General features: G+C 62.0%; 18 protein-coding genes and 1 pseudogene. 8 read left to right on the forward strand and 11 right to left on the reverse strand.

Going from position 1 to position 20,920, the window contains the following annotated elements:
• Positions 1-26: 26 nt before the first annotated feature.
• The 5 genes from ACS4RS_RS21380 to ACS4RS_RS21400 form a co-directional block, all read right to left on the reverse strand.
• Positions 27-1,289, reverse strand: a complete 1,263-nt coding sequence (locus ACS4RS_RS21380; protein WP_439009346.1) for an extracellular solute-binding protein — start codon at positions 1,287-1,289, stop codon at positions 27-29.
• An 88-nt stretch (positions 1,290-1,377) separates the two neighbouring features.
• Complete coding sequence (locus ACS4RS_RS21385; protein ID WP_439009345.1) at positions 1,378-2,898, reverse strand: aldehyde dehydrogenase family protein; 1,521 nt, start codon at positions 2,896-2,898, stop codon at positions 1,378-1,380.
• A complete protein-coding gene (locus ACS4RS_RS21390) occupies positions 2,898-3,677 on the reverse strand; it encodes an enoyl-CoA hydratase-related protein (protein WP_439009344.1) in 780 nt (259 codons plus the stop codon). Before ACS4RS_RS21390 ends, ACS4RS_RS21385 begins: the two co-directional genes overlap by 1 nt.
• Entirely contained in the window at positions 3,670-5,283 is a 1,614-nt protein-coding gene (locus ACS4RS_RS21395; RefSeq protein ID WP_439011790.1) for a CoA-transferase, read from the reverse strand. Before ACS4RS_RS21395 ends, ACS4RS_RS21390 begins: the two co-directional genes overlap by 8 nt.
• A 5-nt stretch (positions 5,284-5,288) precedes the next feature.
• A complete protein-coding gene (locus ACS4RS_RS21400) occupies positions 5,289-6,362 on the reverse strand; it encodes a LacI family DNA-binding transcriptional regulator (RefSeq protein ID WP_449313813.1) in 1,074 nt (357 codons plus the stop codon).
• A gap of 288 nt (positions 6,363-6,650) precedes the next feature.
• Between ACS4RS_RS21400 and ACS4RS_RS21405 the strand changes: the two genes are divergently transcribed.
• From ACS4RS_RS21405 to ACS4RS_RS21415, 3 genes and pseudogenes are all read left to right on the forward strand, one after another.
• A complete protein-coding gene (locus ACS4RS_RS21405) occupies positions 6,651-6,983 on the forward strand; it encodes an Imm6 family immunity protein (protein ID WP_439009343.1) in 333 nt (110 codons plus the stop codon).
• A 134-nt stretch (positions 6,984-7,117) separates the two neighbouring features.
• Positions 7,118-8,652: pseudogene (locus ACS4RS_RS21410) on the forward strand (PAS-domain containing protein).
• Positions 8,653-8,715: 63 nt separating this feature from the next.
• Positions 8,716-9,339, forward strand: coding sequence for a carboxymuconolactone decarboxylase family protein (locus ACS4RS_RS21415; RefSeq protein WP_439009342.1), 624 nt, complete (start codon positions 8,716-8,718; stop codon positions 9,337-9,339).
• Positions 9,340-9,378: 39 nt separating this feature from the next.
• Here the strand turns inward: ACS4RS_RS21415 and ACS4RS_RS21420 are convergent, their stop codons facing one another.
• Both ACS4RS_RS21420 and ACS4RS_RS21425 read right to left on the reverse strand, forming a co-directional pair.
• A complete protein-coding gene (locus ACS4RS_RS21420; RefSeq protein WP_439011789.1) occupies positions 9,379-10,353 on the reverse strand; it encodes an alpha/beta hydrolase fold domain-containing protein in 975 nt (324 codons plus the stop codon).
• 170 nt (positions 10,354-10,523) lie between these two features.
• A complete protein-coding gene (locus ACS4RS_RS21425) occupies positions 10,524-11,411 on the reverse strand; it encodes a LysR substrate-binding domain-containing protein (protein ID WP_439009341.1) in 888 nt (295 codons plus the stop codon).
• A gap of 131 nt (positions 11,412-11,542) precedes the next feature.
• Between ACS4RS_RS21425 and ACS4RS_RS21430 the strand changes: the two genes are divergently transcribed.
• Positions 11,543-12,376 (forward strand): oxidoreductase, encoded by an 834-nt coding sequence (locus tag ACS4RS_RS21430; protein WP_439009340.1) that lies wholly within the window; start codon positions 11,543-11,545, stop codon positions 12,374-12,376.
• 168 nt (positions 12,377-12,544) lie between these two features.
• The gene (locus ACS4RS_RS21435; RefSeq protein WP_439009339.1) at positions 12,545-13,549 is read left to right on the forward strand and encodes a 2-dehydropantoate 2-reductase; all 1,005 of its coding nucleotides are present in this window, start codon (positions 12,545-12,547) and stop codon (positions 13,547-13,549) included.
• Between the two features lie 45 nt (positions 13,550-13,594).
• On the opposite strand, the gene ACS4RS_RS21440 is transcribed toward ACS4RS_RS21435, so the two are convergent.
• Positions 13,595-14,536 (reverse strand): alpha/beta fold hydrolase, encoded by a 942-nt coding sequence (locus ACS4RS_RS21440; RefSeq protein ID WP_439009338.1) that lies wholly within the window; start codon positions 14,534-14,536, stop codon positions 13,595-13,597.
• Between the two features lie 168 nt (positions 14,537-14,704).
• Here ACS4RS_RS21440 and ACS4RS_RS21445 point away from each other — a divergent pair, with 168 nt between their 5' ends.
• On the forward strand, positions 14,705-15,016 hold the full coding sequence (locus ACS4RS_RS21445) for a DUF1883 domain-containing protein (RefSeq protein WP_012557376.1): 312 nt from the start codon (positions 14,705-14,707) through the stop codon (positions 15,014-15,016).
• Between the two features lie 4 nt (positions 15,017-15,020).
• Here ACS4RS_RS21445 and ACS4RS_RS21450 read toward each other — a convergent pair whose 3' ends face one another.
• Together ACS4RS_RS21450 and ACS4RS_RS21455 are read right to left on the reverse strand one after the other, a co-directional pair.
• The gene (locus ACS4RS_RS21450; protein WP_449313814.1) at positions 15,021-16,337 is read right to left on the reverse strand and encodes a replication-associated recombination protein A; all 1,317 of its coding nucleotides are present in this window, start codon (positions 16,335-16,337) and stop codon (positions 15,021-15,023) included.
• Positions 16,334-17,737, reverse strand: coding sequence for a DegQ family serine endoprotease (locus tag ACS4RS_RS21455; RefSeq protein ID WP_439009336.1), 1,404 nt, complete (start codon positions 17,735-17,737; stop codon positions 16,334-16,336). The genes ACS4RS_RS21450 and ACS4RS_RS21455 overlap by 4 nt, the downstream gene beginning before the upstream one ends.
• Positions 17,738-17,996: 259 nt before the next feature.
• On the opposite strand from ACS4RS_RS21455, the gene ACS4RS_RS21460 reads away from it, so the two are divergent.
• On the forward strand, positions 17,997-18,377 hold the full coding sequence (locus ACS4RS_RS21460) for a DUF1232 domain-containing protein (protein WP_439009335.1): 381 nt from the start codon (positions 17,997-17,999) through the stop codon (positions 18,375-18,377).
• Positions 18,378-18,398: 21 nt separating this feature from the next.
• Complete coding sequence (locus ACS4RS_RS21465; RefSeq protein ID WP_439009334.1) at positions 18,399-18,752, forward strand: lysozyme inhibitor LprI family protein; 354 nt, start codon at positions 18,399-18,401, stop codon at positions 18,750-18,752.
• A 36-nt stretch (positions 18,753-18,788) separates the two neighbouring features.
• Here ACS4RS_RS21465 and ilvD read toward each other — a convergent pair whose 3' ends face one another.
• Positions 18,789-20,627 (reverse strand): dihydroxy-acid dehydratase, encoded by a 1,839-nt coding sequence (gene ilvD, locus ACS4RS_RS21470; RefSeq protein ID WP_439009333.1) that lies wholly within the window; start codon positions 20,625-20,627, stop codon positions 18,789-18,791.
• Positions 20,628-20,920 lie beyond the last annotated feature (293 nt).

Here is a 20,920-nt window from a genome sequence, read left to right on the forward strand (position 1 = left end):
GGGAAGCGTGTGCATCAACCAAGGTCTCAGCGGGCGTCGTCGATCGCCTGGACGAGCTGCTTGACGGCTTCGTCGGAGCTCTTGATCTGGCCGTGGACGAACTTCGAGACGACGTCCTTATAGGCATTGGCGATCGCCGGAGGCGCGCCATAGCCCTGGGCCAGCGAGCCGAACAGCGTGCCGCCCTCATTGGCCGCCTTCAGATCGGCGATGCCCTTCTTGCCGCAGGCGTCGAAGTCGGTGTCGGGAACGTCGGTGCGGGCCGGCACCGAACCCTTGACGACGTTGAAGGCCGACTGGAAGCTCTTCGACAGCGTCGCCGTGGCCAGCGCCACCTGGGCTGCCTTGCGGTCGTCGGGAACGTTGAACATGCCGAACATGTCGGAGTTGTAGATGACGCTGCCTTCGGTGCCGGGGAAGCGGTAGCAGAGGAAGTCGGTATCAGGCGTCTTCTTGGCGGCAACGAATTCGCCCTTGGCCCAATCGCCCATCACCTGCACCAGCGCATCACCCTTGATGACCATGGCGGTCGCCAGGTTCCAGTCGCGGCCGGAGAAGTTCGGATCGACATATTTGATGATCGTCGCCAGATTGTCGAAGGACTTCTTCATCGTGTCCGACTTCAGCGACTCCTCGTCGAGATCGTTGAAGGCCTTCTTGTAGAATTCCGGTCCGCCGGTCGACAGCACGATGGAATCGAACATCGTCGCTTCCTGCCAGTTCTGGCCGCCGAGCGCCAAGGGGATGACGCCTGCGGCCTTGGCCTTGTCGAGCAGCGCGATCAGATCGTCGAAGGTCTTCGGCTGGGTGCCGCCGATCTTGTCCATCACCGCCTTGTTGATCCACAGCCAGTTGACCGAGTGCACGTTGACCGGGGCTGCGACCCACTTGCCGTCATAGACCGAGAACTTCTGCAAGGCCGCCGGAACAGACTTGTCCCAGCCTTCCTTCTTTGCCGTCTCGGTCAGGTCGCCCATGACGCCGGCCTCAGCATAATCGAGCACGGTGTAACCGAGCATCTGCGAGGCGGTCGGATAAGTGCCGGCCGCAACCATCGCCTTCAGCGCCGTCATCGCCGCATCACCGCCGCCGCCGGCCACCGGAACGTCCTTCCAGGCAAAACCTTCCTTCGACAGATCCTGCTTCAGAACGTTCAAAGCCGCTGCCTCGCCGCCAGACGTCCACCAGTGCAGCATCTGAACTTCTTTCACGTCGGCGGCACGGGCGGACACATGCGCGCCGGCCAGAGCCAATGCGATCATCGCGGTCGTAGTCAAAAACCTATTCATCGAAGAACCTCCCAGTTCCCTCTTGGAAGATGCGGGACCATTCCCGCATCCGATCACCCGCCCTCCTCGGGCGTAGTTTCCTCGCCGGCTAAGCCGGCTTTTCCGTCTGCGGCATCCACCAGCCGGTACGTTTGCCGATATGCATGTTGAGCGTTTTGGTCTCGGTATAATCCTCCACCGCATGGCGGCCGAGCTCGCGGCCGAGGCCGCTCTGCTTGTAGCCGCCGAAGGGAAGCTCCGAGGCGCCGTCCATGAAGGTGTTCATCCAGACCGTGCCCGCCCGCACCGACCGGCCGATCGTCAGGCAGGTGTCGAAGTCGCGGCTCCAGACACCGGCCGACAGGCCATAGTCGATGGAATTGGCGATGCTGATCGCTTCGGCCGATGTTTCGAATGTCAGGACCGACAGCACCGGGCCAAAGACTTCTTCGCGCGCCACTGCCATATCGGGGGTAACCGCTTCGAGGATGGTCGGCGCCATGAACTGCCCCATGCCGAGGTCGAGCGTCTCGCCGCCATGGGCGACGCGGGCGCCGCTGCTCCTCGCGCCGGCGACATATCCTGAGATTTTCTCCAGATGCTGCGGCGTGATGATCGCACCGACCTGCGTCGAGGGATCAAGGGGATCGCCGACCTTCACTGCCTTCGACATTTCGGCAATCCGGTTGACGACATCGGAGGCGATCGAGTTGTGCAGGATCAGCCGCGACCCGGCATTGCAGCACTCGCCGGCATTGAAATAGGCGCCGAAGACCGCGGCATCGACGAAGGCGTCGAGATCGGCATCCGGGAAGACGATCTGCGGGTTCTTGCCGCCGAGTTCCAGCGAGACCTTCTTCAGCGTCTGCGCGGCATTCGTCATGGTCAGTTTTCCGACACCGGTCGAGCCGGTGAAGGAGACCATGTCGACATCGGGATTAGATGTCATGATCGCGCCGACCTCTGGTCCCGTACCGGTGACAATGTTGACGACGCCATCCGGAATGCCGGCCTGCTGGAGGATTTCTCCCAGCACGAGCGTCGATCCCGAGGTCAGCTCCGAAGGTTTGACGACGGCCGTGCAGCCGGCGGCGAGCGCGAAGGGCAGCTTCTGGCCGACGATCAGGAACGGGAAGTTCCAGGGCGTGATGATCGAGACCACGCCGATCGCTTCGCGCAGGACGACGCCAAGCGTGCCGTCGCCGAGCGTATTGTAACTCTCGCCATGGAGATCGCGCGCCAGGGCAGCCGCATAGCGCCAGATGTCGACCGAGCCGGCAATTTCACCCCGCACCTGGGTGATCGGTTTTCCGGCCTCGATGGCATCGAGAAATGCTAGCTCCTCGGCCCGCGCCGCGATCAGATCGGCAGCCTTGAGCAGGATGGCGGACCGTTCGGACGCGGTCATCCGCGGCCATGGCCCTTGGTCGAAAGCCTTGCGTGCAGCGGCAATGGCGCGCTCGGCATCATTCCTGCTGCCAGTCGGGAACCGGCTGACCACGACCCCATGGCTCGGTGCGACACGCTCGATCGGATCGGCGGCGCCGGCCTCCCATCTGCCGTCGATCAGCATCTTGAAATCACGCGCCTTGTAGTCGCTGAGCGCCGTGGGGTTGACGAGGACCGTCATTACCATTCTCCCTTGAACGTTGCCGGGCGCTTCTCGCTGAACGATGCGACGCCCTCTTTCAGATCGCCGGTCTTGGCGGCGAGGATCGAGCCCAGGGCTTCGACCGCGGTTCCGTTGTCTTCGCCATTCGCCGATGCGATCATCAGCTTGGCGATCTCGATGGCAGCCGGCCCCCTTGTGGCAATCCGCTGCGCATAATCCCGGGCGGCAGCGAGCGCGCTTCCCGAGGGAACGACGGCATCGACGATGCCGAGAAGGCGCGCCGCCTCGGCGGTGAAGATCTCGCCGCCCAAGGCCATGCGCCGGACGGCCTGCGCGCCGAACCGGCGCACGAGACGCTGGGTGCCGGACCAGCCCGGCACCATGCCAAGGCCGGTCTCCGGCAGGCCAATCTTGATGTGTTCCTCCGCGAGGCGAATGTCGGCAACGCCTGCCAGTTCGAGCCCTCCTCCGAGGGCGTGGCCGTTCAGGGCCGCTATCAGCGGCACCCGGAGCGTCGCCAGCCGTTCGAAGATCCGGTGACCGTGCCGAACCCAGGCATGGCCGAACTCCTGAGGCAGCATTCCGCCCCAGGCCTTGATATCGCCCCCGGCGGAAAAGCCCTTTCCTTCACCCGTCAGAACGGCAGCGCGCACATCCGGGTTTGCCTCCACCGTATCGGCGGCGTCCGCCAAGGCTTTCAGCATATCGAGATCGAGCGCGTTCAGCTTCTCCGGACGAGAAATCGTCAAGGTCGCAACATGTCCGTCGATATCGATCCTGACTGTTCCGCTAGCCATGGAAAGTGCCCTCCAGCGTCCGTGCGCTTTTGGCTGGAAGCGACAGGCCGATACCGGACTCACCGAAGAGTGCCGCATCCATGACCTTCAGGTCGGGTGCGACGATCAGTGGAAACTCGGACTGATCGAGGATCTGGGACTGAAGATCGATGCCCGGCGCGATCTCGGTCAGCACGATGCCTTCAGGCGTCAGTTTCATCACGCACCGCTCGGTGACATAGACGATATCCTGCCCCTGCTCGATCGCCCGCCTACCGCTGAAGGTGACGTGTTCGACCTCATTGACGAGCTTCTTGAGCTTGCCTTCTTTTTCAATGAGCAGAGCCCCGTCTGCGATCGAAAGCTTGGCTCCGGCATTGAACATGCCTGAAAAGACGATCTTCTTTGCCCGCGCCGTAATGTCGACGAAGCCGCCGGCGCCGGCCGTCACATGCGGCCGGAAGGAAAGTTTGGAGACGTTGACCGATCCGTCCTTGCCGATTTCGAGGAAGGAAAGAAGCGATGCATCGAAGCCCGCGCCCTGAAAGTAAGTGAACTGATAGGGGGAAGGCATATAGGCGTCGGCATTGGAGGCGCAGCCGAAGGCGAAATCGAGCAGTGGCACCCCACCGACCGCGCCTTGCTCGATGACCCACGTGACGGCGCCGTGGAGCCCCTCCTCCAGCAGAATGCGCGGCACGTTGGCCGAGATGCCGAAGCCGAGATTGACGCAGCTTCCCGCCTGCAACTCCTGCGCGACGCGGCGGGCGATGACCTTCTGAACATTGAATTCCGGAACGTGAAAACTATCGAGCGGGCGGAAGATCTCTCCCGAAATCGCCGGATCATACGCCGTCTGCGTCGTCTGCTTCTGATCGGGATCGACAATCACATAGTCGACCAGCATTCCCGGCACCCGGACGTCATGCGGTTTCAGCGAGCCTTCCTTGGTGATCCGCTTGACCTGGGCGATGACGATGCCGCCATTGTTGCGTACGGCGAGCGCCTGATCGAGGCCGCCGAGATAGGCGCCTTCATGTTCGTATGTCAGGTTGCCGCGCTCATCGGCAGTGGTGGCGCGAATGATGGCGACCTGAGGGACGATCGAGGGAAAGAACAGCCAGTCGTCGCCTTCGAAGCTGACGCGCTTGACTACCTTTTGTTCCGAAGCCAGATCGTTCATCGCGCAGCCCTGCCGCCGGGGGTCGACGAAGGTGTCGACGCCGACCTTGGTCAGCACGCCCGGCCGCTTGGCGGCGGCTTCGCGATGGATGTCGAACAGGATGCCGGAGGGAATGTTATAGGCCGGGATCTCGTTGTTGGTGATCATCTGCCAGATCAGCGGCGGCTCGGACGATGACGGCCCAGACGGATAGGAGCCACCGATGATGCACTTGAGCAAGCCTTTCCTCGCGATGTAATCGACGCCCTTGATGCCGCTCATGTCGCCGGCGGCGATCGGATGAAGGGTGGTGAGATCGCGGGGATGGCCGGTCGCCTCGAAACGCTCGCCAATCGCCTTCAGCATGAGGTCCGGGCAACCGAGACCGCTCGAAGACGATACCGTGACGACGGCGCCATCCGGGATGAGCGCGGCCGCTTCGGCTGGGGTGAGATGCTTCTTCATATGCATTACTCAGCGTCCTGTTTCGATTTTACGCTCTTGCCGGCCTTTGCCGGCGCGGTCTTGCCGGCGCCGCAGCTTTCGCGAACAACCAGCCGAACGGCTGTCGTCACCGTCTCCGCTTCGGCCTTGCCGGCACTGATCTGCTTGAGCAGCATCTGCGCGCCGCGGCGCCCGATGCCCTGCGGATCGACCGAGACAGTCGTCAGCGCCGGTACCGCCGCCTGAGCCTCGATCACATCGTCGAACCCCACCACGGCGAAGTCGGCGCCGGGCTCCAGGCGGCGCGCGCGCAAGCCGTCGCAAACGCCGAAGGCCACGGCATCGTTGAAGCAGACGGCCGCTGTCGGCCGCCGGCCGATCGCGATCGCCTTTCCGATCGCCTCCACCCCGCCGGCCCGCGACGGCGCCGATGAGATGACGAGTTCTTCGTGATAGTCGAGCCCGGCCGCCTCTACGCCGCTTCGATAACCGGCAAGCCTGTCGTCGAAGACGGCGGTGTCGGGAAAGCCGCCGAGAAAGGCGATGCGCTTGTGGCCGAGCCCGGCCAGATGCTTGACGGCCGACATCATGCCGGCCCGGTTGTCGGAGACGATGGACGAGACTTTGGCGCCGGGCAGGTTTCGAACGACGACCACGACCGGAATCCCGGCCGCAACGAGCGGCTTGAAGTCGGCGGCATCGGTGGCGCGGGCCGGCGAGACGATGAGGCCGGAAATGCCGTGCTCACGCATCGAGGCGACAACCTCACGCTGCCTGTCGATGCTCTCGCCGGTGTTCGACAGGAACTGCACGAAGCCGGCCGATTGGACGACCATATCGACGCCGACCGCCAGCTCGGCAAAGAAGCTGTTCGTCAGGTCGTTCACAACAACGCCGATAATCTTCGATTTGGCACCGGCTTGGCGAAGGTTGGCTGCGCCGCGATTATAGACATAGCCGAGTTCGCGCATCACGGCATTGACCTTGGAGCGCGTCCCCTCATTGACCAGAGAGGAGCCCTGCAGCACCAGCGACACCGTCGACTTGGAAACGCCGGCGGCCTTTGCGATGTCAATGACGGTCACCCGCGCTTTTGTCATTTCCCTCTCCGACCACGACGTCGATTGATGGATCAATATTTGGAACGTTCCAATTATGTCAAGGGAAATTTGGGGATCCGTTATGAATTTATTTATTTATATTAGGAATTCGGCTTTATTCGCCATCAACACCTCAATCAATAAATTGGAACGATCTAAATTCCGGTCACGGTTGAGAGGCGCGTGTGGACTCCCTCCGGCCTGCAAAGTCGTGGAAGATTCGGGCCTCATCCCCTTGTTGGCGAGACAATCAATGCGGCCACGATCAGCGGAGGGGATCACCGAGACATGACATTGCGCGCCGAACTGACTGCTCTGCCACCACGCGAACAGTCAAAGCGCCTGACAGCCGCCGCATCTCTGGTGGCGCAATTCAGGCGCACCGAACCCGACGCGGCTGAAGCCGAGGCCGCCTTGGCGGCAATCTGCGCCTGGTGCGATGGCGGATGCCTGACCGGCCGTTATTTCTCCGATCTTGTCTACAGCGATGAGGAGCGCGGGACGCTTCGTCGTCTTTCCGAGGCGGCAGGAAAGCCTAGCGAAGGCGGGTGGAATGCGCTGACGACGGCAACCATGTACATCGCCTGGCTTGTCTATCGGGAGACCGGCGAAGCCATCTAAGTGATGCAAAACCGCAGCGCACGGTTGCTTGAATTGCTCTCAATGAGCTCCCGCCGATAGGCTTTAGCGAAACTTTATCGTTTCTGACGAATGCTACGAATACGTGCAACGTGCCAGATCTGAAGCAGGGCCGGATGATGCCACACTCGTTTGAATCCATTCTGGAGAACCTGCCGCAGGGCATGGTTCTCCTTGATCCTGCCAATAGGGTGACGGCCTTCAATTCCCGCACGCTTGATATTCTCGGGCTGCCGGCTGGAGCCATCCGCAAAGGAATGAATATCGACGGACTGCCGGGCACCGCCGGTTGCCGCGCGGCCGCATGCCGGCAGTCGGCGACCGGCAGGCCGCACACGTCTCAGTTTGCGCTTTCCGACGGACGGATGGTCTCATTGACCTGCGCCCCATCAAGAGAGGGAGGCTTGATCCTCAGCTATGAGGACATCTCGACTCTGATCCGCGTCGAAGACAATCTGGCTGAGCAACATCACCGGTTCGACGCGGCCCTTAGCAACATGCCACATGGGCTGTGCATGTTCGATTCGGCAAAGAACCTAATCCTTTGCAACCCATCCTACGCACGGATGTACAATCTGCCGGATCTCCTGACGCAACCAGGGACGCCACTTGTCAATATCCTGGCCTATCGCAGCCGCGAGGAAATGGCCCAGCCGACACCGCTCGCTATTTCGATGTGGTAGTCGAAGCGGCGGCGCGCGGTGCGGTGGCCAGCCAGAATATCGTGCTCGCCGATGGCCGCGTTATCAAAATTACCCACAATCCGATGCAGAACGGTGGATACGTGGCCACCCACGAAGACGTCACCGAAACAGCGCGGCTGACGGAAGAGCTGCGCCGGCATCACGATCAGCTCGAATCGACGGTGCAGAGCCGTACGGCGGAGGTCGAGCGCCAGGCGCGGGAACTCGGGCGAATGCTTGCGCAGGAGCGGAACATCAACGAGTTGCAGCGGCAGTTCGTGGCAATGGCCTCCCATGAATTCCGAACCCCGCTGGCCATCATCGACGCTGCTGCCCAGCGTCTGATGCGTAAAAGAGGGGCAGTCGAGCCAGACTTTCTCAAGGACAAGGTCGATCAGATCCGCGCATCGGTGACCCGGATCGTCGATCTCATGGAGAGCATCCTGTCGGCCGGCCGCCTTGATACCGGCAAGATCGATATTAGCTACGAGGCCTGCCCCTTAAGGTCATTGATAAAAACCTGTTGCGAGCGGCAGTCGACGATCACCAAGACGCACAGCTTTGTGCTGGAGATTGACAGCCTGCCGGCGTTCATCGATGCCGACCCCCGAACTCTGGCGCAGGTCTTTACTAACCTGCTGTCCAATGCCGTCAAATACGCGCCCGGAACCTCGGAAATTCGCGTCACGGCATGGGAGGAGACGGGAAACGTCAAAGTCTCGATCAGCGATGACGGGGTGGGAATCGATCCCGAAGACGTGCCCCGGCTGTTCCAGCGCTATTTTCGTGCCGGGACGTCGACCGGAATTGCCGGGACGGGCATCGGCCTCAACCTGGTGAAGCAGATCGTCGAACTGCACCACGGCTCGATAGAGGTTCAAAGCGCAAGAGGGTGCGGATCGACGTTCACCGTAACCCTTCCGATCAAGCGAACTGGTAACGCTTCTGAGAGCAGCGACGCTGCCTGATGTTTCAGGATTGCTGTCCTCAATATCTACCCTATCCTTCTCGCTATAGAGGAGGACCATGCCATGGCTTTCATTCACACCCCCAATGCATCCGCCAGCGAGAAGACGACGTCGATGTATGCGTCGGCCGAGGCGAATTATGGTTATCTGCCGAACATGTACCGCGCCTTCGGACACCGACCGGAGGTCATGGAGAACTGGGCAGCGCTGCTTTCCAGCATTCGCGGACATATGAGCCTCAGGCGCTATGAGCTGGTGACGCTGGCAGCTGCCAAGGAGCTGAAATCCTCCTATTGCATGCTGGCGCACGGCTCGGTGCTGCTGCGCGAGGGTTTTACCAGCGACGGGCTGACGGCCGTCGTCAACGAGACGGAGAAAGCCCCGATCGATGCCGGCGAACGGGCAATCATGGCTTTTGCCGCCAAGGTGGCGCGCGACGCGACGTCGGTCACTCAGCAGGATATAGACGGGCTGAAGAAACACGGGCTGAGTGATGCCGAGGTCTTCGACGTCACGGCCGCGGCAGCGGCCCGGTGTTTCTTCTCGAAAATGCTGGATGCGCTGGGCGCCGCACCCGACCACGCCTATATCGAGCGGCTGGAGCCGAATGTCAGAAAGGCGCTCAGCGTCGGCCGGGAGGTCGAGCGGCCTCTGGCGCCGTCACCGTCGCGTGGCACATCGCAATGATGCGGACGGCAAGGACGAAAGGCCTCTGCCTTGCGGCCCCTACTCCTGCGGCTTGTCTGCGAAATGCCGGATCGCAAAATCGGCGATATTCTGGCTCGACCGATCGGCATCGTCGAGCAGCGACGGAAACAGCTGCCACTGATGCGGCATGCCCGGCCAGATCTCGGTGGTGACGTCCACGCCCGCCTGACGTGCCTTGTCGGCGAGCCGCAGCGTATCGTCCAGCAGCGCTTCGCCGGAGCCGACCTGCAGCAGCAGCGGCGGAAAGCCGGTCATGTCGGCATAAAGCGGCGATGCCTGGGGATCGCTCGGCGACCGGCTGCCGAGATAGGCCTTGCGCAAGGTTTCGATCGAGACCTTGCCCACCAGCGGGTCGCTATCGGCATTCGATGTCATCGATCCGCCGGTCGCGGCAAGATCGGTGATGGGGCTGAGCGCAATGACGGCCGCCGGCAGCGGCTTTGCCGCCTGCCTCTGCCGCAGCACCGTCTCCAGCGCGATATTGCCGCCGGCGCCGTCTCCTGCCACGACGACATTCTCGGCGCGATAGCCATTGTCGAGAAGCCAGCGATAGGCCGTCAGCGCGTCATTGATCTGGGCGGGATAGGTATATTCGGGCATCAGCCGATACTCGATCAGAAGCACGTCGCTGGATGCGGCCTTGGCGAGCGAGCCGGCAAGCAAGCTGTGCGTGCGGATGGAGCCGCCGGAAAAGCCGCCACCATGAATATAGAGAATCACCCTTTGGCCGATCGGGTGATGAAGGCGGGCGGGCCACATCAGCTCTGCATCGACGCCGTCGGCATCGACCTGCCGGACCTGGATGCGTGTCGGCCCAGGCGTCGTTTCCATCAGCGTCCGGAAGGCTGTCCGCCGCTGCTGCAGGCCATCGGCGCCGGTGAAATGATCCTTCCAGAGGCCGACGAGTTTTTCGACCTGATCGCGCGAGGCCTGGCTTTGCGGTCCAATGTCCTTTCCGACGGCCGCCGAGGCCAGCAGCATCACCGTGGCCAATGCGGGCAACAGACCGCCGAGCCGCTTTGATGCGCTTCGTTTGACAGTTGGCAAAATCCGACCGTTCATCAACCTCTCCCGATGATGCTGGCCATGGCGGCCATGGCAGCATCATTGGCCAGTTCACACGCAGGAGTCAAAAGGGTGAAGGGTGCAGATCCTGAGCTTTTTTACTCGGCTCTCATAGCATCGATGACCGCCCTGAAGCCCGCCGACATGTGGCGTCGGCTCGGATAGTAGAGATAGAGCGGCTCCTCCGGCTGGCACCAGTCGTCGAGCACCTGGATCAGTTCGCCGGCGGCAATCGCCTTCTCCACCCGCGGCTCCCAGATATAGGCAAGGCCGACGCCGCCGAGCGCTGCCTGCAGCATCAGTTCGTGATCGTCGAGCGACAGAGGTCCGGTCGGCTGAAAGCTGACCGTCTGGCCATCCTTCTCGAACTCCCAGGCATAACGTGCACCTGACGGAAACATGTTCTGAATGCACAGATGGCGCTTGAGATCGTGCGGCGTCGCCGGCTTCGGCCGGACCTCGAAATAGCCAGGCGAACCGACGACGACCAGGCGGATGCGCGGCTTGATGCGCAGCGCGATCATGCCCTCGGTGAGGCGCTCGCCGAAGCGGATGCCGGCATCGAAGCCCTCCTCGACGATATCGACCAGCCTGTCCGTCGCGTTGATCTCCAACTGCAGATTGGGATTGCGTTGGAGCAGCGGGGCGATGACGCGGCCGATGACGAAGGGGCCGATCGAATTCGGCACGTTGATCCTCACCTTGCCGAAGGGCGTGTCGCGGTATCGATTCAACGCATCGAGTGCTGCTGCCATCTCGCCGAAAGCCGGGTCGAGATGCGAGATCAGCAGTTCGCCGGCCTCGGTCAGCGAAACGCTGCGCGTCGTGCGGTTGAGCAGGCGAATGCCGATCCGATCTTCGAGATTGAGCACCGCATGGCTGACCGCTGAGGCGGTCACACCCCTCTCCTCGCCGGCCTTGCGAAAACTCTTATGCCGGGCAACGGCCGCAAAAGCCGCGAGTTCAGACAGTTCGGTGGCGCGCATTGCTGAATGTTGCTCATCATAGTTTTAAGAATAACAAATCTTATACATCAACGGATTTTCGGTCAAATTCAACCCGTCAGCACAAAGATGCGACGGCGAGACAACCAAATAGTCCTCGAAAGGAATTCGTCATGAAAGTCTGGTTCATCACTGGTGCATCCCGCGGCTTCGGCGCGCTGATGACCAAGGAAGCCCTTGCCGCTGGCGATGCCGTCATCGCCACCGCCCGCAACCCGAAGACCGTCACCGAGCAGTTCGGCGATCATCCGAACCTCCTCGCCGTCGCACTCGACGTCACCAACGAGGCCCAGGCAAAAGACGCTGCGGCTGCCGGCGTCGCTCGCTTCGGCCGCATCGACATACTCGCCAACAATGCCGGCTACGGCCTGCTCGGCGCCGTCGAGGAGGCCACGGCCGAAGAGATCGAAAAGCTCTATGCGACGAATATCTTCGGGCTTCTGAAGGTGACGCGCGCCGTGCTGCCCTATATGCGGCGCCAGCGCTCCGGCCATATCCTGAACTTCTCCTCGATCGGCGGTTACTTCGGCTATCCCGGCTGGGGCGTCTACGGCTCGACCAAATTCGCCGTCGAAGGCCTGTCGGAATCGATGGCCGCCGAACTCGAACCCTTCGGCATCAAGGTGACGATCGTCGAGCCCGGCTTCTTCCGCACCGACTTTCTCGCCGATACCTCGCTGGCGGTAAGCCCGGCCTCGATCGCCGATTACGAAGGCACGCCGGCCGGCAACATGCGCAATTTCGCAGCCGACGCCAATCATGCCCAGCCCGGCAACCCCGCCAAGCTCGCCGCCGGCATCATGACAATGGTCAATTCCGCCGACCCGCCGTTGCGCATGCCGTTCGGCAGCGACACCGTGGCGATGATCGAAGCGCAGCATGCCAGCGTTGAAAAGGAACTGGCCATCTGGCGCGAACTCGCGTTGTCTACGGATTTCCTTGAGTGAATACCTGTGGCCTAAAGGTCAAAAACCAAAGCCGCCGCTCCTCCCTTTCGGGATGTGGCGGCGGCACACCGTGACGACAGGAAAATGCGTGTCGCGTCAAATTGGCATTCGCCTCGCCTCGGGGTTGGCCTAGATTTAGGTCTGATCCTAACCGTGGAGAGGCAGTGCATGTCCATCAAGTCCATTTGTATCTACGGCGCCGGTGCACTCGGCGGTGCCATCGCCGCCAAACTCGCAAGCCGGGCCGATGACGACATCACTGTTTCCGTCGTCGCGCGCGGAGCACATGTTGAAGCCATCCGCAGCAATGGCCTCAGCCTGCGCGAAGCCGATGCGGAAACGCCGCTCAACGTTCATCTGACCGCAACCGACGATCCCGGGACGTTGCCGCCGCAGGATCTCGTCATTACCGGCCTCAAGGGTCATCAACTGGCGCCGGCCGCCGAGGGAATCGCTGGCCTCCTCAAGCAGGGCACCCGCGTCGTGATGATCCTCAACGGCATTCCATGGTGGTATTTCCATCGCGATACCAGGAGCGAGCATGCTGAGCTGCAGTTCGACGAACTCGACCCCGGCGGCCGGCTCTGGCGGCTGATCGGACCGAAGCGGGTCATCGGCTGCGTCGCCTATCAAGGCGCGGAAGTGGTCAACCCGGGCGAGATCCAGCTTTCCCACAAGGGCCGCTTCGTGGTCGGCGAGCCCTCCGGCGAGATCTCTGCCGATCTGGAGGCCATAGCAGCGGTGCTGACCGGCGTCGACCTCAGCATTACGATGACTTCCGATATCCGGAGCGAGATCTGGAGCAAGTTGATGGGCAATGCCGCCTTCAATCCGATCAGCGCTCTGACACGGGCGCTGATGACAGCCATTTTGGCGGATCCGGCGCTCATGGACATGGTGAGCAAGGTCATGAGGGAAGTGCATGATGTCGGCGATGCCCTCGGCGCGCATTTCGCCATGACGGTCGAGCAGCGACTCGAACAATCGCGCCATATTGGCGGCGTTCGGACATCGATGCTGCAGGACCTGCTCGGCGGCAAGGCGCTCGAAATCACACCGCTCGTCGGCATGCTGGTGGCGCTTGGACGCTTGACTGCGGTACCGACACCGGTATCGGAGACGATCCTGGCGTTAGTGACGCAGCTGGATCGGGAAAACCGACGCGGCAGCTGATTGCGAGAAAAGTGCGGCCGGGAGAAATCCGGCGGCCGCCTCACTTCATTTGCCGACTTGCTCGGCCCAGTTCGGCGCCTTGCCGCCGCCATCGAGGAAAGTCATCGCCATATTCGCCATGAGCGGCGAAGCGAAGGTCTCGTAGTGGGTGAGATCGGGCAGGATCGCCAGCCGGTTCCTGGACATGTTCTCCCGCATCCAGCCCGCATCGCGCAGGCCGCCGCCGAGCTTGTGATAGAAGTCGATCATATGTTCGGGACGGATCATATCGGCGTCGCCATAGATCAGCATGACCGGCATGATCAGCCTGGCGACGGCATCGCTATAATCCTTGGGCTCGCGCATCAGCGCACCCATGGCATCGAGCAGCTTCGGAAATTCGGATACGTCGGGCGCCACCGCCTTATAGGAGAGGAACATCGGCGTGTCCTTCATCATCTCGGCCATGCCGGCGCCGACGGCCGCCTGCTGCGGCAGCATCTCCGGGAAGAAGCCGTTCTGCGCATAGGGCGCCGAGAGGATCACCAGCCGGCGCACCTGGTCGGGCGCGTTCGCCGCCATGTTCAGCGCCACCCCGCCGCCGAAGGAATAACCGAAGACGTCGAGCTTGTCGTAACCGAGCTGCTTCACCAGGATCGCGAGATCGGCGCCGATTGCCGCAAGGTCGATCGGTCGATTGCCGAGCGGCGTGCGGCCATGGCCCTGCAGATCGACCGCGATCACCTGCCGGTGGTCGGCGAAAACAGGCATGACCGGCGCGAACATCTCGATCTGCCCGAGGCCGCCGTGCAACAGCAGCAGCGGTTCGCCCTCCCCGCGGATTTCGTAATAATAGTCGATACCGTTGACCGGTACGTTTCCCTTTTTGACGATCGGCGCGACCGCCTTATCCCCGCTCGCCGGCGCACCGCCGGCGCCCGCCATGTCGGCCGCGGCCAGGAATGCGGCAGCGGTTGCGATCATCGAAATCAGCCTCATCTTCGACATGTCCTTGCTCCGTTTTTGCATCGATACCGCAAGGACGGCGACGGCCAGGCTTTCCCGACACTACTCTTCGAAATTTCTCCGATCGGGCGTTGAGACCGATTTCCAACTTTTCCTTAACCGGCATGCTGGTAAAATCGCGTCGCAGAGACGTCAGACACAACGAGACCGATGCCGAAACCAAGCTTCCGCTTCACCCATTACGATCTTAAGGAACAACGCGCCGGAACGATCGTCGAGGTGTCGTTGAATGCGGTGAACAATGTCCGCCTGATGACGGCGCCGAATTTCCAGCGGTTCACCGAGGTTCTCGATTTCAAATATATCGGCGGCGTCGCGCGCAAATCGCCGATCAAAATCGCCGTTCCGGAAAGCGGCCACTGGCATATCGTCGTCGATATGGAAGGCCATCACGGGCTGGCGGAATCGTCCGTCAAGGTGATCGCCGCGCCGCCAAATCAGAAGGCGCCGCGCGCGTCTTGAAGGTTCAGCGCGGATTGCGCTCCCGGCGAAGTTTTTCCCACCATTCCAGCCGCTTGCGGATATCGCGTTCGAAGCCGCGCTCCGGCGGATCGTAGAAGGTCTGGCGGCCCATCTTCTCCGGGAAATAATCCTGGCCGGAAAAGGCGTCCGGTTCATCGTGATCGTAGCGGTAGCCCTCGCCGTAGCCTTCGCCCTTCATCAGCTTGGTCGGCGCGTTGAGGATATGCTTGGGCGGCAGCAGCGAACCGTTCTGCTTGGCGGCCTGGCTTGCCGCCTTGAAGGCGGTGTAGACGGCATTCGATTTCGGCGCGGTGGCGAGATAGACGCAGGCCTGCGCCAACGCCAGTTCGCCTTCCGGAGAGCCGAGATACTCATAAGCATCCTTGGCAGCGTTGCAGATCACCAGCGCCTGCGGATCGGCAAGGCCGATATCCTCCACCGCCATGCGCACCAACCGCCGGCCGAGATAAAGCGGATCCTCGCCGGCATCGAACATGCGGGCGAGATAATAGAGCGCGGCATCGGGATCCGAGCCGCGCACGGATTTGTGCAGCGCCGAGATCAGATTGTAATGGCCGTCCTGCGCCTTGTCGTAGACCGGAGCGCGGCGCTGGACGATCCGCGTCAGGCCTTCAGTGTCGAAACTCTCGCCCTCGCGGGCGGCCCGCCACACCTCTTCGGCAAGCGTCAGCACCGCGCGTCCGTCGCCGTCGGCCATGCGGATCAGGCTGAGACGCGCTTCCTCGGTCAACGGCAGCGGCTTCTGCTCGATCGTCTCGGCGCGCTTCAGCAATTCCTCCAGGCTCTCCTCGTCATGCGACTTGAAGGTCAGCACCCGGGCGCGCGACAGCAGAGCGGCATTGAGTTCGAAGGACGGGTTTTCGGTGGTGGCGCCGACGAGGATGACGGTGCCGTCCTCCATAACCGGCAGGAAACTGTCCTGCTGGGCGCGGTTGAAACGGTGGATCTCGTCGACGAAGAGCAGTGTCTGACGGCCGTCCATGCGGCGCAGGCGGGCCGTTTCGAACACCTTCTTCAGATCGGCGACACCGGAAAAGATCGCTGAAATCTGCTCGAAAGCCAACCCCGCCTCGCCCGACAGCAGCCGCGCCACCGTGGTCTTGCCGGTGCCGGGCGGGCCCCAGAAGATCATCGAGCCGAGCGAACCGCTTTCGATCATCCCTTTCAGCACGCCGTCGTCACCGGTCAGATGTTCCTGACCGGTGACATCGGCAAGCGTCTTCGGCCGCAGCCGGTCGGCAAGCGGCCGCCTGGCGGCAACCTCCTCCGGAACACGCGGCGCGAAGAGGTCATTGCTCATCGGAAGAACTGCCGGATGCGCTGGCCGTCGCGCTCGATTTCCACCCGCCAGAGGCCGGGGTCGCTATCGGCGATTTGGGACAGCTCGCTGGTCGATTTCACGTCGGTGCCGTTGATCGAGACGATGATATCCTTCGGCTCGAAACCAAGACGGGCGGCAGGCGAATCCTCCTTCACCTCGGATACGACGACGCCTGCCGATTCCGGCGGCATGCGCAGCTCGTCGGCGACCCGCGGCGAAAGGTTCTCGACGACAGCGCCGCTGAAGGGTGTACGCCCGCCGATGGTGCGCTGGTCACGCGGCGAGGTTTCCGGGGCGCGATCGAGCGTCAGCGGCAGCTGCTCCTCGCGGCCGTTCTCGACGACGGTGAGCTTGACCGACTTTCCGAGACCGGCCGTCGTCAGCCGGTAAAGCAGCGCATCCGGATGCTCGACCGAAATACCGTCGACGGCGGTGACGATTTCACCGGCCTTCAGCCCGGCCTTGGCGGCCGGGCCGCCTTCCGAAACCTTGACGACCAGCGCGCCGCGCGCCTTGTTCAGTCCAAGCGCTTCGGCGACTTCCGAGGTCACCGCATCGAAACTCGCGCCGACATAGGGCCGCTCGAAGGATTTGACGCCGGCATCGGCCGAAGCGAGGAAGACCTTGACCAGATTGGCGGGGATGGCAAAGCCGATACCGTTCGAGCCGCCGCCGCGCGAGAAGATCGCCGTGTTGATGCCGATCAGTTCACCCTTCATGTTCATCAAGGCGCCGCCGGAATTGCCGGGATTGATCGAGGCGTCGGTCTGGATGAAGAAGCCGAACTCGTTCTTGACAACCTGGTTGCGGGCAAGTGCGGAGACAATGCCGCTCGTCACAGTCTGGCCGACGCCGAAGGGGTTGCCGATTGCCAGCACGAGATCGCCGACCTCAACGGCATCGGAATTGCCGATCGGCAAAGTCGGAAAACTTTCCTTGGTGTCGATCTTCAGTACGGCAAGGTCGACACGATCGTCCCGCAGCACCACTTTGCAGGGGAACTCGCGTCCATCCGGCAGCGCCACCTTGATATCGTCGGCGCCTTCGACGACATGATTGTTAGTCACGACGGTGCCGTTCGCCTCGACGATGACGCCGGAGCCGAGCGATGACTGCTTCTCCGAACGGTTCGGCATCTGCTGACCGAAAAACTGCTCGAAGAAGGGGTCGCCGGCAAAGGGCGACTGCCGCCGGACGGTCTTTTCCGCATAGACATTGACGACGGCGCCCGATGTCTGTTTGACGAGCGGTGCGAAGGAGAGCTGCATCTGCATCTGGCTCTCGGGCACCGTCTTTGCCGTCTGCGCGTAAGCGGCAGCCGGCAGAAGGAGCGTCAGAGCGAGCAGCGAAACGGAGGCGTGTTTGAACAGGCCTTGCATGATTATCCCTTTTGAATCCTCTTGAGCAACGTTTTAGAGCATGATCCCGAAAAGTGTGAGCGGTTTTCGGACGACATCATGCTCTAACTATTTAGTTGCGAACAGGATTCAGATTTTAGGCCGAACCGGCCTAAAATCATCCTGTTCTGCGGCCCGACGCTAGAAAGGAAAGAGGGCGGAAGCATGGAAGAATAAGGCAGAGACAACCCCACGAGACCGCGCTTGAAGCCTTTACGAATCCGATTCAGAAAATTTGGCCATGCAACTGATATCCAAAGCCAAAATCTGGGCGAAGTCACTGAAGCGTGACATCGTCGCCCTGTGGCTTGCCGCCCGGGACCCGCGCGTGCCCTGGCATGCGAAAGCGGTCGCCGGCGCCGTTGCGGCCTATGCGCTGTCGCCCATCGATCTGATCCCCGATTTCATTCCCGTGCTCGGTTATCTCGACGATCTCCTCATCGTGCCGCTCGGCATCCTGCTGGCGACGCGGCTTATCCCGGCCGAGGTGATGAGCGCGCTTCGCGACGAGGCAGCAAGACGCATCGAGCACCCCTCCGGCCGGGCGGGACTGATCTTCATCCTTGCCGTCTGGCTTGCCTGCATCATCTTCCTGGCTCTGGCATTGCGCAAACTGGTTTGACCGGCAGCAACAGGAACAGGAATGATGACGGCAAGAGCGATGATGATGGGTTTTGGTTTTGCGATTTCGATCTTCGCATCGGATATGGCGCAGGCGGCAAGCTTCGACTGCGACGCGAAGGAATTGAAACCGGACGAAAAGACGATCTGCGACAACCGCGCGCTCAACGATGCCGACGTGAAGATGGTGACGACCTTCGACTTGCTCTCCGGTCTGCTGGCGATGGGCGCGCGCGGGACATTGCAGGACGAGCAGACCGCCTGGCTGAAGAAACGGCAGGAATGCGCGACGGATGCCGTCTGTATCAAGGCTGCCTATGATGAGCGGCTGAAGCAGCTCGGCGAAACCTATAAAAACATCAACCGGCCGCTTTGAAAGCGACCGGTCGAAAAGACTATCGATTGACGCGCGTTAGCGAGCGTTCAGATCCCGCACGGCGCCGCGGTCGGCGCTCGTCGCGAAGGCGGCATAGGCCTTCAGCGCCGTAGTGACGTTGCGCTTGCGCACTTCTGTGGGATGCCAGCCCTTGGCGTCCTGATCGGCGCGGCGGGCGGCGAGTTCGGCCTCGTCGACGCGCAGGCTGATCGTGCGGTTCGGGATGTCGATGTCGATCATGTCGCCTTCGCGCACCAGGCCGATCGTACCGCCATTGGCCGCTTCCGGTGAGGCGTGGCCGATCGAGAGGCCGGAGGTGCCGCCGGAGAAGCGTCCGTCGGTGATCAACGCGCAGGCCTTGCCGAGGCCTTTCGATTTCAGATAGCTCGTCGGATAGAGCATTTCCTGCATGCCGGGGCCACCCTTCGGGCCTTCGTAGCGGATGACGACGACATCGCCGGCCTTCACCTCGTTGGCGAGGATTGCCTTGACGGAGGCATCCTGGCTTTCGAAGACGCGGGCCGGGCCGGAAAACTTCAGGATCGATTCATCGACGCCGGCCGTCTTGACGATGCATCCGTCGACCGCGAGATTGCCCTTGAGCACGGCAAGACCACCATCCTTGGAGAAAGGATGTTCGACCGAGCGGATGACGCCGTTCTGGCGGTCGGTGTCGAGTTCGTCCCAGCGGGCCTCCTGGCTGAAGGCGACCTGGGTCGGGATGCCGCCGGGTGCGGCACGATAGAAGTTGCGGACGGTTTCGCTGGTGGTGCGGGTGATATCCCAGCGGTCGATCGCATCGCCCAGCGTCTCGGCATGCACTGTCGGGCAATTGCGGTTCAAGAGACCGCCCTTATCGAGCTCTCCGAGAATCGACATGATGCCGCCGGCGCGGTGCACGTCTTCCATATGAACATCGCTCTTGGCGGGCGCGACCTTTGACAGGCAGGGCACCCGGCGCGAGAGCGCGTCGATATCTGCCATGGTGAAATCGATCTCGCCTTCATGGGCGGCGGCAAGGATGTGCAGGACCGTATTGGTGGAGCCGCCCATGGCGATATCGAGCGCCATGGCATTCTCGAAGGCCTGCTTGGAGGCGATGGTGCGCGGCAGCGCCTTGATATCGTCCTGCTCGTAATAACGGCGGGCGAGATCGACGATCAGATGGCCGGCCTCGACGAAGAGGCGCTTGCGGTCGGCGTGGGTTGCAAGCGTCGAGCCGTTGCCGGGCAGCGACAGGCCGAGCGCCTCGGTCAGGCAGTTCATCGAATTGGCGGTAAACATGCCGGAGCAGGAGCCGCAGGTCGGACAGGCCGAGCGCTCGATGGTCTGAACGTCCTCGTCGCTGATCTTTTCATCGGCTGCGGCGACCATGGCATCCACGAGATCCAGCGCATGCGTCTTGCCGTGCAGCACGACCTTGCCCGCTTCCATCGGGCCGCCCGAGACGAAGACGGTCGGGATATTGAGGCGCAGCGACGCCATCAGCATGCCGGGGGTGATCTTGTCGCAGTTGGAGATGCAGACCATGGCGTCGGCGCAATGGGCATTGACCATGTATTCGACGCTGTCGGCGATGAGTTCGCGCGATGGCAGCGAATAGAGCATGCCGTCATGACCCATGGCGATGCCGTCGTCGACGGCGATCGTGTTGAATTCCTTGGCTACACCGCCGGCCGCCTCGATTTCGCGGGCAACGAGCTGGCCAAGGTCCTTCAGGTGCACGTGGCCGGGCACGAACTGAGTGAAAGAATTCACCACCGCGATAATCGGCTTGCCGAAATCCGAATCCTTCATGCCCGTGGCGCGCCAAAGGCCGCGCGCGCCTGCCATGTTTCGGCCGTGAGTCGTGGTTCTGGAACGGTAGGCTGGCATCGGTATCTTCCTCGACGTGTCGGAGATCATCAGGCGAAGCGGGGCGGCATTGAGCCTGCGGCCGGGCAACGCTGCTGTTTGGAATTGTCCTAATCCAATCGGCGGGGGCTGTCACTACCGGCAAGGCCAAATCCGGTACGCTGCCTGGAGAAGCGCCTTGAGCGCCATTGGTGATATACGGTTCGGCGCGCGATGCGGTTACAGCCTATTCCATCACAGCCGAACACAAAAAATTGGCTTCCCGTCGGTGATATTCAAGGCATAGACACTAATCCGAATATGCGGGCGGTTCG

Source organism: Rhizobium sp. F40D2 (genome assembly GCF_051810745.2).
In the GTDB taxonomy this organism is placed as follows: Bacteria; Pseudomonadota; Alphaproteobacteria; order Rhizobiales; family Rhizobiaceae; genus Rhizobium.